This is a genomic window from Streptomyces sp. NPDC046925, assembly GCF_040644915.1.
Taxonomy (GTDB): Bacteria; Actinomycetota; Actinomycetes; order Streptomycetales; family Streptomycetaceae; genus Streptomyces.
In genome coordinates this window covers 276,487-289,936 of record NZ_JBEYWZ010000009.1, presented here as the reverse complement: position 1 = coordinate 289,936, position 13,450 = coordinate 276,487, and the positions used below count along the sequence as shown (strand labels likewise).

The following is a 13,450-nucleotide window of genomic DNA, read 5'->3' as shown; positions in this document are numbered from 1 at the left end:
CGGCTCAGGGGCGGTAGGCGGCGATCGCGGTCCGGACGAACGAGCGGATCAGCGGATTCATGTCGCCTTCCCTCCATGCCGCCACCACACGGCTCGCGGGCATGTCGAGCAACGGCACCACCCGGAGCCCGTCTCCCGGCTCGTGGTCCAGGAGGGTCATGCCGACGGTGCCGTTCCAGAGCACTGCTTGCCGGCACTCCACGACGGCGCGCACCACCGGGCCCTCGCGGGACGCTCCGCCGTTCCAGTACGACTGCCACAGCGGGTCGGTCCCTTCGGGGAAGACGAACCAGCGGCGGTCGGCCAGGTCCGCCAGCTTCAGGGTGTCGCGGCGCGCCAGCGGATCGTCGGTGCGCAGCAGCGCGCCCACGGGATCGGTGCGCAGTTCTCGCACGGTCAGGCCCGTCTCGTCGAACGGCCCCCGAGTCAGGGCGACATCGACGAGGCCGGCGTGCAGTCCGCAGGTCGGGTCGGTCAGGTCGGTCTCGCGGACGCGGATCTCGACCCGGGGGTGCTGACGGCGGAAGGCATCCGCGAGGCGCGTCGCGCCCGGATCAGCGCTGTCGCCCAGGATGCCGACCGTGAGGGTCGCGGCGCCGGCCGCGGCTCTTACGCGCTCGCGCACCCGGTCGGCGTGGTCGAGCAGGGCGCGCGCCTCGTCGAGGAGCACCGCGCCCACCGCGGTAAGCGCGACGCCCGTCGGCGACCGGTCGAAGAGCGTGGCGCCGATCCCGGTCTCCAGCTGCTTGATCGCCCGGCTCAGCGGCGGCTGGCTCATGTGCAGCCGGGCCGCGGCCCGCCCGAAGTGGAGTTCCTCGGCCACCGCCACGAAATAGCGCAGCGCACGTAGCTCCATGCTGCGACGATACCCGTTCGGTATCGGGGTCGCGGAACAGGTCTTGGACGGTTGTGGTGCCCCGGCGGTGGGATCGGAGCATGAGTGACAAACCAATGACGGGTGAGCCGATCACCCACCCCGCCGTATCAGTGGTCGCGCCCGTCACCGACTTCGCCGGTGGGCGCACGTCATGACCATCGCCTACTGGATTCTCGCGGGCCCGCTGTCCCTGTTCTACCTCTACGGCGGCGGGGTCAAGCTGGTGCGGAGCCGTGAGCGGCTGCGGCCCATGATGGCCTGGGTGGACAGCACGCCGATGCCCGCCGTCAGGACGATCGGGCTGATCGAAGTGCTCGGGGCGGCCGGTCTGGTCCTGCCGCCGCTGACCGGCATCGCGCCCTGGCTGGCCCTGGTCGCCGCCGTCGGGTTCGTGGCCTTGCAGATCGGCGCGACCAGGGTTCACCTCCGCCGGGGCGACCGTCAGATCGCCCTCAACATCACGCTCCTCCTCGCCGCGTGCGTGACCGTCTGGCCGGCGACAACATGGCTTTGAGCGGGGTCACTTGTGCCAGAACAGGTGATGCGTCACGCCGCTCGGGCTGGGCACGACGTCGAGGTGGAACCGGTCGAGCAGTTCGTCGGGAGACTCCCAGAGCCGCAGCCCGGACCCGAGCTTCACCGGCGAGACCGCCACATGCAGGGTGTCGACCAGATCGGCGTCGAGGAACTCCCGCACGGTGCTGACCCCGCCGCCGAGGCGCACGTCCTTGCCCTGCGCCGCCTCGCGGGCCTGCCCCAGGACCGTGGCGGGGTCGGCGTCGACGAAGTGGAACGTGGTGTCGGCAAGCGTGAACGACGGCCGCGTGTGGTGCGTCATGACGAACACCGGAGTACGGAACGGGGGCTCGTCGCCCCACCAGCCGCGCCACTCGTGGTCGTTCCAGGGCCCGCGCTGGTAGCCGAACTTGTTGCGGCCCATGATCTCGGCGCCGATGTTGCGGGGGTAGTCCCGCGTCAGATAGTCGTCCAGGCCCCGGCTGCCCCCGGGGTCGGTGCGCATGGGCCAGCTCGCCGTGGCTCCGGCCCAGGCGAACAGCCTCCCGGCGTCGGCGATTCCGAAGGGGTTCTCGAAGCTCTGGTCCTGGTCCGCGCCGGCGCCGATTCCGTCGCTCGAGACATTGAAGTTCTGGACCCGCAGCAGTTGAGTCATGTCGTCCTCCTGTGTCGTCGACAACGAAGGAGAAGACTCTGCGGGCCCGGAAAACTCATCGCTGCCCGCCGCCGGCCGTCCTCCGGCGGTGCCAGTACACCACGCCCGCGCCGGCGGCGAGGACCGCTGCTCCGGCGGCCAGTTCGACGGGGTCGGAGCTGCCCTGCGATCCGCCCGAACCGGCGTGCACACCGCCCCTGACGGCCGGGTCCGTGGAGTCGCAGATCCGCTGTGCGGTGGAGGCGGCCATGTTGGCCTCGTCCTCGGCGGCCTTCTTCTCCTCCGGGGTGGCGTTCGGGTCGGCCTTGACCGTGTCGGCGTTCTTCTGCGTGATCTCCGCGTCGTCCAGGGCCCGCTGGCAACCCGGCGTCACGGCCTGCGCGTTGGGGGCGGTGATCGCCAGCGCGGCGCCCGCAACGGCAAGACCGGTCAGCACTCGGATGGAACGCATGTGTGTACCTCCAGAACGGACACGGCCCCCCGAAGCTCTCGCGCTCCGGAATGTGTTGCCGGCGTCGACCGCGCCCGTACCAAAAGGCCTGCCGCCCTGCGGCGTGCGGCTACCGGCGACACGCCGCATGTCCCCCGCACGGCCCACACACACCCACCCGTCCGGCCGGGCGGCGGGGCCGTGCCCGGTGCGGTTCAGTCCTGCCAGGACCAGTCCCGTACCTCCGGCAGGTCGACGCCGTGGGTACGCACATAGGCGTGGTGTCGCAGCCGCTTGTCCTCCATTGCCTGACGCACCTCGACCGCGCGGACGCCCAGGCCCGGCACCCGGTCGACGACGTCCATGACGAGGCGGAAGCGATCCAGGTCGTTGGCGACCACCATGTCGAAGGGCGTGGTGGTCGTGCCGCGTTCCTTGTATCCGCGGACATGGATGTGCGGGTGGACCGCGCGCCGGTAGGCGAGGCGGTGCACCAGCCACGGGTAGCCGTGGAAGCCGAAGATGACCGGCTTGTCGCGGGTGAACAGCGCGTCGAACTCGGCGTCGGGCATGCCGTGCGGGTGCTCCCCCTCCGGCATAAGGCGCGCGATGTCCACGACGTTGACCACGCGCACCGCGAGCTCCGGCAGGTAGGTGCGCAGCAGGAGTGCGGCGGCGAGCACTTCCAGGGTGGGCACGTCACCGGCGCAGGCCAGTACGACGTCCGGTTCCCGTTCGCGGGTCTCGCTGCCCGCCCACGTCCACACCCCGGCGCCCCGCGCGCAGTGCTCGCGTGCCTCGTCCAGGCTCAGCCAGTCGAAGCCGGGTTGTTTGCCGGCCACGATCACATTGACGTAGTCGCGTGAGGCGAGGCAGTGCTCGGCGGTGGAGAGCAGCGTGTTGGTGTCCGGCGGCAGGTAGACCCGTACGGCCTCGGGGCTCTTGTTGAGGACGTGTCCGATGAAGCCGGGGTCCTGGTGGGAGAAGCCGTTGTGGTCCTGCCGCCACACATGGGAGGTCAGCAGGTAGTTCAGGGAGGCGATCGGCGCGCGCCAGGGCAGTTCGCGGGTGGTGCGCAGCCATTTGATGTGCTGGTTGACCATGGAGTCGACGATGTGCACGAACGCCTCGTAGCAGGAGAAGAACCCGTGACGCCCCGTCAGGAGATAGCCCTCGAGCCAGCCCTGGCAGGTGTGTTCGGAGAGGATCTCCATCACACGGCCGTGCCGGGAGAGGTGTTCGTCCACGTCGTGGATGTCCTCCTGCCAGGCTTTCCCGGAGGCTCCGTAGACCGCGTCGAGCCGGTTGGAGGCGGTCTCGTCCGGGCCCACGAGCCGGAAGTCGCGCCGTTCGGCGGTGTCGGCCATCACCTGTCGCAGGTAGCCGCCGAGGACCCGGGTCGGCTCGTTGACGCTGCCGCCGGGCTTGTCCACGTCGACCGCGAACTCCTCCAGCGGCCGCAGCGGCAGCGAGCGCAGCAGCAGCCCGCCGTTGGCGTGCGGGTTGGCGCCCAGGCGCAGGGTGCCCTGCGGGGCGATGTCGAGGAGCCCGGGCACCGGACGGCCCTGCTCGTCGAAGAGTTCGTCGGGCCGGTAGGAGCGCAGCCAGTCCTCCAGCTGGCGCCGGTGTTCGGCGCTCTCGCGGACGTTGGCGAGCGGCACCTGGTGGGACCGCCATGTGCCCTCCACCGGTTTGCCGTCGACCGTCTTGGGGCCGGTCCAGCCCTTGGGGGTGCGCAGCACGATCATGGGCCAGCGCGGTGCGGGGGCGTCCTTGCCGCGCTCTGCGTCCCCGGCGGCCGCGTCGGCCCTGGCCGTGCGCTGGATCTCGGCGATGGCGTCGAGGCAGCGGTCGAGGGCGAGGGCGAAGTCCCGGTGAACCGTCATGGGGTCGTCGCCGGTGACATGCACGGGCTCGTAGCCGTATCCGCGCATCAGCTCGTCCAGCTGGCTCTCGGGCAGCCGGGCCGGGATCGTCGGGTTGGCGATCTTGTAGCCGTTCAGGTGCAGGACGGGAAGGACCGCGCCGTCGTGCACCGGGTCCAGGAAGGTGTTGGAGTGCCAGGAGGCGGCCAGCGGCCCGGTCTCGGACTCTCCGTCGCCGATGACGCACACCGAGAGCAGATCCGGGTTGTCGAAGGCGGCGCCGTACGCGTGCGAGAGGGAGTAGCCGAGCTCGCCGCCCTCGTGGATCGAGCCGGGTGTCTCGGGGGCGACATGGCTGGGCACTCCGCCGGGGAACGAGAACCGGCGGAACAGCCGGGCCATTCCCTCGCCGTCACGGGTGACGTCGGGATAGGTCTCGGTGTACGTGCCGTCCAGCCAGGAGTTGGCCAGGACCGCGGGCCCGCCATGGCCGGGGCCCCAGATGCAGATCGTGTCCAGGTTCCGCGCCTTGATGACCCGGTTGAGGTGTGCGTGCACCAGGTTGAGTCCGGGTGAGGTGCCGAAGTGGCCGAGCAGCCGCGGCTTGATGTCCTCGACTTCCAGGGGCCGCCGCAGCAGGGCGTTGTCCATGAGGTAGATCTGGCCCACGGAGAGATAGTTGGCCGCCCGCCAATACCGTTCGAGGGCCTGGAGCTCGGCATCGGAGGGTGGTTCGGCGGCTGCGGCCGGGGTCACCGCGGGGTCGCCCATGGCTGCTCCTTACGAGGGGGACGGCCGGCCCGGAGGCGCACGGCACCAGCGGACGAATGACGGATCACGTTCAACGTAAAGGCGCACCGGATCACCCGCCTCCCGGGTCGGCCGGACGCATGGTTCGCGTCACCGGGTGCCCGCCGGGAGCCCGCCGAACCGCGAAGACGGCAGCAGACACTCAAGGCCCTGTGAGCCCGTCAGACCGCCGTCACCTCGGGCGTCCCGGCATCGTCCTGGCGGTGGCGCGGCGCGGGGGCGTTGACCAGCAGGAAGGCGACCGCGGAGGCCGCGAGCATGATCAGGGCCGCCCATCCGATGGCCACGGTGAAGCCGTGCACCACTCCGGAGTCGACGATCTGGGCCTTGCGCTCGGGCGTCAGCCGGCCGGTACGGGCCGGTCCCGCCAGGTGCGACGTGAGGTACGTGGCGGTGCTCGTCGTCGCGATGGTGTTCAGGAGCGCCGTACCGATGGAACCGCCCACCTGCTGGGCGGTGTTGACCGTCGCGGAGGTGACGCCCGCGTCCCTGGGCGCGACCCCGGCGGTGGCGGTCGCCATCACCGGCATGAAGGTGAGACCGAGGCCGAGACCCAGCATCAGCAGGCCGGGCAGGATGTGCCCGGCGTAGCTGGATTCCGTGCCGAGGAACGTCAGCGTGAACAGACCCGCCGCGCCGAGCAGCAGGCCGGGCCCCATCAGGAGCCGCGGAGGGACGTGGTGCAGCAGCCGGGCCGAGATCTGCGTCGAACCGATGATGATGGCGAGCGACATGGGGAAGAAGGCGAAGCCGGTCTTCACCGGTGAATAGCCGAGGATGCTCTGCAGGTAGTACGTCATGAAGAGGAACACGCCGAACATGCCGATCGTGGCGAGCCCCATGGTCAGCATCGAGCCGCCGCGGTTGCGGTCCTTCACGATGTGCAGCGGCAGCAGGGGGCGCGTCGTCCGCGTCTGCCACCATGCGAACACCGCGAGGAGCGCGACGCCGCCGATCAGCAGGCCGAGGACCATCGCGGAGGTCCAGCCGCGGGATTCGGCCTCGCTCAGGCCGTACACGACGGCGATGAGCCCTCCGCATCCCAGGATCACACCGGGGACGTCCAGGCGGGCTTCCTTGTGTCCCACGCGGTCCTCGAGCAGGGAGACCGCGCCGAAGACGGCGAGCACGGCGATGGGAACGTTGACGTACAGGCACCAGCGCCAGTCCAGGTACTCCGTCAGGATGCCGCCGAGGAGAAGGCCGAGCGCGCCGCCCGCGCCGGCGATGGCGCCGTAGATCCCGAACGCCTTGGCGCGCTCCTTGCCGTCGGTGAAGGTGGTGGTCAGCAGGGAGAGCGCGGAGGGGGCGAGGACCGCGGCGAAGATGCCCTGCAGCGCGCGGGACGCGAAGAGCATGGCCGGTCCGGTGGCGGCGCCGCCGAGCGCCGAGGCCAGGGCGAATCCGACGAGCCCGATGATGAAGGTGCGCTTGCGGCCGAGGAGGTCGGCGATGCGGCCGCCGAGGAGCAGCAGACCGCCGAAGGCCAGGGTGTAGGCGGTGATGACCCATTGGCGGTTGCCGTTGGTCAGGCCCAGCTCGCGCTGTGCGGACGGCAGCGCGATGTTCACGATGGTCGCGTCAAGGACCACCATGAGCTGGGCGAGCGCGATCACGGCCAGGGCCCACCAGCGACGGCTGGAGTGGGGCTCGGCCGCGGGAGCGCCGCGGCTCGCCCCGCTCAGGTCTGTCTGCTCCTCGGGACTGCTCATAGGAACCAGAACACCACGCATCGCGTGCTCCCGCCGCCGGGAAATGGCCGAGATGCGGGCGCCGGGCGCCGGTGTCAGGTGCGGGCGGTGTCCCCGGGCGCCGACGCCTTCTCCTGCGCTTCCTGCGAGGGCTCGGACAGCAGGGCCGCCTCGTCCGCCAGGTGGTCCCTCTCCCCCTCCGGGTCCATGAGCCGGTTGAGCCGGGCCGGGACGTCGAAGCCCACGAGCAGCACCACGATCACCGTGCCCGCGAACGTCAGCACGGCAAGGGACTGGCCCAGGTCCATGCCGGAGGCGAGATGCGCCCCGAGGACCGGCGCGACGGCGCCGCCCAGCGCGCCCACGTTGTAGGTGAAGCCGAGCGCCGCGCCCCGGCTCTCCGTGGGGAAGTGGCCGCCGATGTAGCGCGGGAGCAGACCGGAGATGCCGAAGCTGGTCGCCTGGAGCAGGAACAGCAGAATGCCGAGGAGCAGCAGGTTGTCGTCCACGGCGAACACGGGGTAGACGAAGGCGAGCGAGGCAAGGAGCGTCAGCGCGTACGCCTTCTTCGCGCCGATCCGGTCGCCGAGGAATCCCGCGGTCCAGCAGCCCACCATGGTGCCGAAGCCGGCGAAGTAGAGGACGTCGGTGACCTGGTCGGTGCTGTAGCCGAGGTCGGTCTTGAGATACGTGGGCAGCAGCGCCTGGATGGGCCAGGAGTAGAGGAACGCGAAGAACAGCGTGACGATCATCGACAGGTACAGGGCCCAGCCGCGCTTGCCGCCGAGCTGGACGGCGAAGGCGGCCAGCGAGAGGCCCGCGACCACGGAGAGCACCGGCACCATGCCCGCACCGCCGGGCGTGAAGACCAGGAAGAGGGAGAGCGTCGCGACCACGGTCAGGGCCGTGTTGGCGGCCGCCTTGCCGCGGGTCGCGAAGAGCGGGCGGAACGGGTTGGGCTTGGCGCCCTTCTCGGCGACCGTCTCGCTCCACTCCGCCGCTTCCGGCAGCGCGCGCCGCATCCACAGCGCGACGACGATCGGGATCAGACCGAGGTAGAACATCCACCGCCAGCCGAGCGAGGGCACCACCCAGTTGTAGACCTGCGCGGCGAGCACCGAACCGACCGAGAAGCCGGAGATGAGGAAGCCGCTGGCCCGGCTGCGCAGCTTCGCCGGCCAGCTCTCCATGACGTACGTGGCGCTTGCGCTGTACTCCCCGGCCATGCCCATGCCGATGGCGAGCCGCGCGGCGAAGAGGCTGTGGTAGTTCCAGGCGAATCCGCAGGCGAACGTGCCCAGGGAGTAGAGCAGGATGCTCAGCACCATGGAGGCCTTGCGGCCGTACCGGTCGCCGAGGGCGCCCAGGACCGCGCCGCCCAGCCAGCGCGTGATGAACGCGCCGGAGATGAGGCTGGCCGCCTGCACGGTGCTCAGGTCGAACTCGTCGCTGATCTCGGTGAGGACCAGCGTGATCAGGACGAAGTCGAAGCCGTCGAGGACGTATCCGATCCAGGCGGCGAAGAACGACTTCCACTGGCTGCCGCTGATCTCGCGGTACCAGCGGGGCTTGGCGGGTGATGAGGTCTGCACGGTGACTCCATGATGCGGGGCGGTGCTCGTCCTTGAGCGGCCGGTCGCCTAGAGGGACAGGTCAGTGCTGGGTGAGGGCCGCGACGAAGCGGGCGGTCAGGGCCGTGGGCGCGGTGATGGCGGTGCCGACGACGACGCAGTGCGCGCCGTGTTCCAGGGCCGCGGCGGCGTCCTCGGGGGTGTTGATGCGGCCTTCGGCGACGACCGGGACGTCGATCGCGGCGGCGAGGGCGGCGACCAGATCGAGGTCGGGGCCGCTGTGCCGCGGCGTTCCGGGGACATAGCCGGACAGGGTGGTGGAGACGAAGTCGGCGCCCTGCGCGGCGGCGGCGATGCCTTCGTCGAGCGTGGAGACGTCGGCCATGACGAGCGCGCCTGCCGCGTGGACCGCGGTGACGAGTTCGGCGAAGGCGGAGCCGTCGGGGCGCGGCCGGTCGGTGGCGTCGGCGGCGACGACGGCCGCTCCGGCCTCCGCGATCGCCAGGGCGTGCCGGACGGTCGGGGTGATGTAGACGCCGGTGTCGCCGTCCTTCCACAGGCCGATGACGGGCAGGTCGACGGCGGCGGCGATCGCGGCGACGACGTCGGGTTCATTGGCGCGGATGGCGGCGCCGCCCCCGGCCGCTCCCGACCGCGCGAGCCGTACGAGGGTGCCGGTCTCCCGCATCGGGTCACCGGGCGGCGCCTGGCAGGAGACGATCAGGCTGCCCCGGAGCGCGGCGGCCAGTTCGGGCGCGGTCCATATCTGCTGCGTGGTCATCGCAGGGCTCCTTGTGTGGTCATCGGAGGGCTCCGGGGTGGTGGAGGGGCAGGCTTGCGGTGAGGGCGACGGCGCCGAGCACCGCCGCGTCGGCGCCGAACAGCGGGGCCCGTGGGGTCAGGCCGCGCAGGGGCGGCATCAGTTCCGCGGCGAAGGCGGCGGCCAGGGCGTCCGTGTACAGGGCGCCGATGCGGGGGACGCCGCCGCCGACGACGACCCGGTCGGGGCCGAGCGTGTTGGCGAGTCCGCCGAGCGCCTGTCCGGCCGCGACGGCGCCGGTGGTGATCGCGTGGACGGCGTCCGCGTCGCCCTGCGCGGCCCGCACGGCGACGGTCTCCAGGCGGTCCGCCGCGGTGCCGGTGAGCCGCTCGTAGTGGGCGGTGATCGCGGGCCCCGACGCGATGACTTCGAGGTGTCCGGTGGCGCCGCAGGTGCAGGGAAGACCGGCCGCCTGCGGGCTCGGCACATGGCCGAGGTGGCCCGCGATGCCGGCGGCGCCGTGCAGCATGCGCCCGTCGACGGCGACGGCGCCTCCGACGCCGGTGCCGATCGCGGCGAACAGCAGCGAACCGTGCTCCGCGTTTAGCGCCGCGAGCTCCGGGCCTGCCGTGGCCCGTACGTCGTTGTCGCAGGCCACCGGCAGTCCGGTGCGGTCCGCGAGCCCGGCGCCCAGAGCCGTGCCCGTCCAGCCGCCGATGGAGTCGGTGGCGCTGGTGACCCGCCCGGTGCGGGGGTCGATGACCCCGGCGGCCGCGATGCCGAGGGCCGAGGCGCGGCGGCCGGGGTCGACCTCGGCGGCGGCCGCGGCCAGCGCGTCGAGCACGGCATCGGCGCCGCTGCCGGCCGGCGTGGGCCGGGTGTGCCGGGCCAGCACACCGCCGTCGGCGCCGACCAGCGCGGCAGCGATCTTCGTGCCGCCGAGGTCGAGGCCTATGAGCGGGTCGCCGGCGGAGCCCGGCAGGGAGGCGGAGTTCATCGGACCGGCGGCAGGCCGGCGGCGCACAGCCGCTGTGCGACCAGGGCGACCGACTCGGCGGACAGCTGGATCTGCGGGAAGGCGGTGTCCCCGCACTCGATGATGCCGAGCAGCCGGAGGGCGGCCTTGAAGGAGCCGAGCGCGGAGGAGCTGCGGCCCATGTCCGCCTCGGGACCGACGTCGACCATGCCGAACAGCTCGACGAGCTGCTCCTGCTCCTTGGCGGCGAGCGCCCAGTCCCCGGCCCGCGCGGCCTCGTACAGGCGCACGTATCCGGCGGGGTCGACGTTGCCGATGCCCGGCACGACGCCGTCGACACCGGCCAGGAGGACGGCGTCCACGGTCAGTTCGGACCCGGTGAGCACGCTGAAGAGCGGGGCGGGGCCCTGTGCGCGTCCTTCGCGGCCGCCGAGTTCGACGATCAGGCGGCGCAGTCCGCCCTCGTCGCCGCTGCTGTCCTTGAGCCCGGCCAGCGTGCCGTCCTCGGCCAGGGCGCGCACCAGGCCGGTCGAGAGCTTGCTGTGGACGGCCACGGGGATGTCGTAGGCGAACAGCGGCAGGTCCACGCTCGCGCGCAGGCGGCGGAAGTGCCCGGCGATCTCCTTCTCGTGGGTGCGGGTGTAGAAGGGCGCGGTCGCGACGAGGCCGTCCGCCCCGAGGGCGGCGGCTGCCTTGGCGTGTTCGACGACGCGTGCGGTCGTCGTGTCGATGACTCCGGCGAGGACCGGGACCCGGCCGTCGGCGGCGTTGACCACGGTCTCAAGGACGGTGGCGCGCTGCTCGTCGGTGAGGTAGGCGACCTCGCTGGTGGATCCGAGGGCGAACAGGCCGTGCACTCCCCCGTCGACGAGGTGGTCGACGAGCCGGGCGAGGGACGTGGTGTCGACCTCTCCGCGGGTGTCGAGCGGGGTGCAGACCGGCGGGACGACGCCGCGCAGCGGTGCGGACAGAGACATGGTGAGGGCTCCAGCTCGGGTGAAGACATCGGTCCGCCGCTCGTGGCGATGGCCACGGCGACAGGACCGGAAGATGGGACGTAAGATGTCCTACGTCTTGCCTCACCTTAAACAGATGCTCCCGCCACCGGTCAAGGGGCAATCGCACCTCAGGAGGATGTTGTGGCTCGCCCGACCACGGCCCAGGACACCGAGCGCCAGCTGAAGGAGCTGATCCTGGAACGCAGGCTGGCCCCCGGCGACCCGCTGCCCACGGAGACCGAGCTGACCGAGCTCTTCGGGGTCGGCCGGGTCTCCGTGCGCGAGGCGCTCAAGGCGCTCCAGGCCGTCAACGTCGTCGAGATCCGCCGGGGCTCCGGCACCTTCGTCGGCTCGCTCTCCCTGACGCCCTTCGCCGAGGGCCTGGCCTTCCGGGCCGCCGTCCGGCACCGCCTGGGCGAGCCGGGGCTCCTTGAGCTGATGAAGGTGCGCGAGGCCCTGGAGGCGGGCCTGGTCGGCGCGGTCTCCGCCGGGATACCGGCGGAGGACCTCGCCGTGCTGCGCGCCCTCGTCGGCGAGATGGAGAGCGAGGCGCGCGAGGGCCGGGTGGCGCGCGCCACCGACCGCGCCTTCCATCTCGCGCTCTACGCCTCGCTCGACAGCCATCTGCTCAGCGAGGTCCTCGACGCGTTCTGGGCCGCCATGGACCGCGTACGCGAAGACCTCGACGACGGCCACCAGGACCCGGCCGTCACCTGCGCGCAGCACCGCGAGATCGTCGACGCGGTCGCGGCGGGCGACGGCGAGCGCGCGGTGCGGGCCATGCGGACCCACTTCGACGGCATCCGCACCCGCCTGGAACCGGCTACGAAGTGATCGCCACCGTCGCACTGCCCGAGGCCCGCTTGCCGCCCGTCTGGTAGGTGGCGGTGAGTTTGACGCTGCCCGAGGCGTCCGGCGCCACGGTGACCGGGACCCTGACGGTGGCCCCCTCGCCCGGATCGAGCGCGGGCACGGTGACCTGACGCGTCGTCCACCCGTCGGGCACGGCGAGATCGACGGTGCCCTGAGCGCGGCGCTTGTCCATCCGGTTGACCACCCGGACCTCGGCTTCCGCGCTCGCGCCCGCCTTCAGGGCCGTGGGCGGCGCGATCGTGATGTCGGCGCAGGTGCCGCCGAGCCAGTCCAGGTCGAAGGAGGCGTACGTGATGTGGGCGTAGTCGCCGCGCTCGTAGAGCAGTCCGACGCGTCCGTCCGGCAGCTTCGTCAGGGTCGAGTAGGCCGCGCTGCCGGGGTCGACGACCTTCCTGATCGGCCAGGTCTCGCCGTTGTCGCAGGACATCTTCACCGTGAGGTTGCGCCGCGTCGCCGCGTCCTCGGTGTTGCTGAAGAGCAGCCACGAGGACTGCGGGTTCGAGGCGGGGGCCCCGGGGTTGTACCGCATGACCGAGGCGTTGTTGGCGGGGTCGGTGAGCTCGGTGTCCTGCTTGAACGGGGTGTAGGTGACCCCGCCGTCGGACGAGTACGCGATCGTCCGGTAGGGCTTCGAGCGGTTGTTGAGCATGACCGTGCCGTCGGACAGCTCGACGGTCTTGTTCTCGTCGCCGCCGGGGCCTACCGGCTTGCCCATCTTCCAGGTGGCGCCGTGGTCGTCGCTGTAGGCGCTGGCCGCGTAGTTGGCGCCGTTGATGCGGACCGCGTACTGCTGGATCAGCCGGCCCTTGTGCGGGCCGTGCCGCAGCTGGATGCCCTCGCCCGACGCCGCGAACATGCCTGCCCAGGCGGGGTCCTTGATCTGCTTGGTGATGCGGCGGTGGGTCCAGGTGACCCCGTCGTCGTCCGAGTAGCTGTAGTCGGCCTGGAGGATGTCCGGGTCGTTCTCGTCGTTGCCGGTGCCCGAGCCCGCGAAGCCCTGGTTCACCGAGGAGGCGTAGAACACGAAGATCCGGCCGGTCGTGCGGTCGACGAGCAGGCTCGGGTCGCCGTGGCCCTTGGGCGCGGCGTCCTTGCGCACCACCTGCTGTTCCTTCCACGTCTTGCCGCCGTCGGTGCTCCGGCGCAGTACGACGCCGAGGTTGCCCGGCAGGTCGCCGAGGGTGGGCCTGGCGTCGTAGGCGGCGAGCAGCGTGCCCTTGGTCGAGGTGGTCAGCGCGGGGATGCGGTAGTAGGGCGAGCCCACTCCGTTGGCGGTGAGGTCCTGCGTGGTCAGGTCGCCCGTGGCGGCGGGGGCGCCGTGGGCGGTGCCGGTCGCGGTGATGACGAGGGCGGCGACAGAAAGCAGGGCGAAAGGGACTCTTCGCTGCATGGAGGATCTCTCTCTTCTCGGAGGACTCGTAGATCAGG

The 13,450-nt window shown here is 71.6% G+C and carries 12 protein-coding genes; 2 read left to right on the top strand and 10 right to left on the bottom strand.

The genetic code is table 11. The annotated features are described in order from the left end of the window. Positions 1-4 precede the first annotated feature (4 nt). On the bottom strand, positions 5-856 hold the full coding sequence (locus ABZ906_RS31675) for a LysR substrate-binding domain-containing protein (protein WP_361388615.1): 852 nt from the start codon (positions 854-856) through the stop codon (positions 5-7). 172 nt (positions 857-1,028) lie between these two features. Here ABZ906_RS31675 and ABZ906_RS31670 point away from each other — a divergent pair, with 172 nt between their 5' ends. Beyond that, a complete protein-coding gene (locus ABZ906_RS31670; RefSeq protein WP_361388612.1) occupies positions 1,029-1,391 on the top strand; it encodes a DoxX family protein in 363 nt (120 codons plus the stop codon). 6 nt (positions 1,392-1,397) lie between these two features. Here ABZ906_RS31670 and ABZ906_RS31665 read toward each other — a convergent pair whose 3' ends face one another. The 8 genes from ABZ906_RS31665 to ABZ906_RS31630 all read right to left on the bottom strand — a co-directional run bounded on the left by ABZ906_RS31665 (position 1,398) and on the right by ABZ906_RS31630 (position 11,128). Then, complete coding sequence (locus tag ABZ906_RS31665) at positions 1,398-2,048, bottom strand: dihydrofolate reductase family protein (protein ID WP_361184402.1); 651 nt, start codon at positions 2,046-2,048, stop codon at positions 1,398-1,400. A gap of 55 nt (positions 2,049-2,103) precedes the next feature. Then, positions 2,104-2,499 carry a hypothetical protein gene (locus ABZ906_RS31660; RefSeq protein WP_361184404.1) on the bottom strand — a complete coding sequence of 132 codons (396 nt, stop codon included), beginning with the start codon at positions 2,497-2,499 and terminating at the stop codon, positions 2,104-2,106. Positions 2,500-2,693: 194 nt separating this feature from the next. Then, a complete protein-coding gene (locus ABZ906_RS31655) occupies positions 2,694-5,114 on the bottom strand; it encodes a phosphoketolase family protein (RefSeq protein ID WP_361388609.1) in 2,421 nt (806 codons plus the stop codon). A 200-nt stretch (positions 5,115-5,314) separates the two neighbouring features. Further along, the gene (locus ABZ906_RS31650; protein WP_361388606.1) at positions 5,315-6,865 is read right to left on the bottom strand and encodes an MFS transporter; all 1,551 of its coding nucleotides are present in this window, start codon (positions 6,863-6,865) and stop codon (positions 5,315-5,317) included. Between the two features lie 74 nt (positions 6,866-6,939). Continuing rightward, positions 6,940-8,436, bottom strand: a complete 1,497-nt coding sequence (locus tag ABZ906_RS31645) for a sialate:H+ symport family MFS transporter (protein ID WP_361184413.1) — start codon at positions 8,434-8,436, stop codon at positions 6,940-6,942. Positions 8,437-8,497: 61 nt separating this feature from the next. Next, entirely contained in the window at positions 8,498-9,196 is a 699-nt protein-coding gene (locus tag ABZ906_RS31640; protein ID WP_361388603.1) for a putative N-acetylmannosamine-6-phosphate 2-epimerase, read from the bottom strand. A gap of 19 nt (positions 9,197-9,215) precedes the next feature. Beyond that, positions 9,216-10,172 carry an ROK family protein gene (locus ABZ906_RS31635; protein ID WP_361388600.1) on the bottom strand — a complete coding sequence of 319 codons (957 nt, stop codon included), beginning with the start codon at positions 10,170-10,172 and terminating at the stop codon, positions 9,216-9,218. Next, on the bottom strand, positions 10,169-11,128 hold the full coding sequence (locus ABZ906_RS31630; RefSeq protein WP_361388597.1) for a dihydrodipicolinate synthase family protein: 960 nt from the start codon (positions 11,126-11,128) through the stop codon (positions 10,169-10,171). The genes ABZ906_RS31635 and ABZ906_RS31630 overlap by 4 nt, the downstream gene beginning before the upstream one ends. Before the next feature lie 162 nt (positions 11,129-11,290). On the opposite strand from ABZ906_RS31630, the gene ABZ906_RS31625 reads away from it, so the two are divergent. Next, a complete protein-coding gene (locus ABZ906_RS31625) occupies positions 11,291-11,983 on the top strand; it encodes a FadR/GntR family transcriptional regulator (RefSeq protein ID WP_361388594.1) in 693 nt (230 codons plus the stop codon). Here the strand turns inward: ABZ906_RS31625 and ABZ906_RS31620 are convergent. After that, positions 11,973-13,412 (bottom strand): exo-alpha-sialidase, encoded by a 1,440-nt coding sequence (locus tag ABZ906_RS31620; protein WP_361388591.1) that lies wholly within the window; start codon positions 13,410-13,412, stop codon positions 11,973-11,975. The two genes, ABZ906_RS31625 and ABZ906_RS31620, sit on opposite strands and share 11 nt — an antisense overlap. Positions 13,413-13,450: the final 38 nt, after the last annotated feature.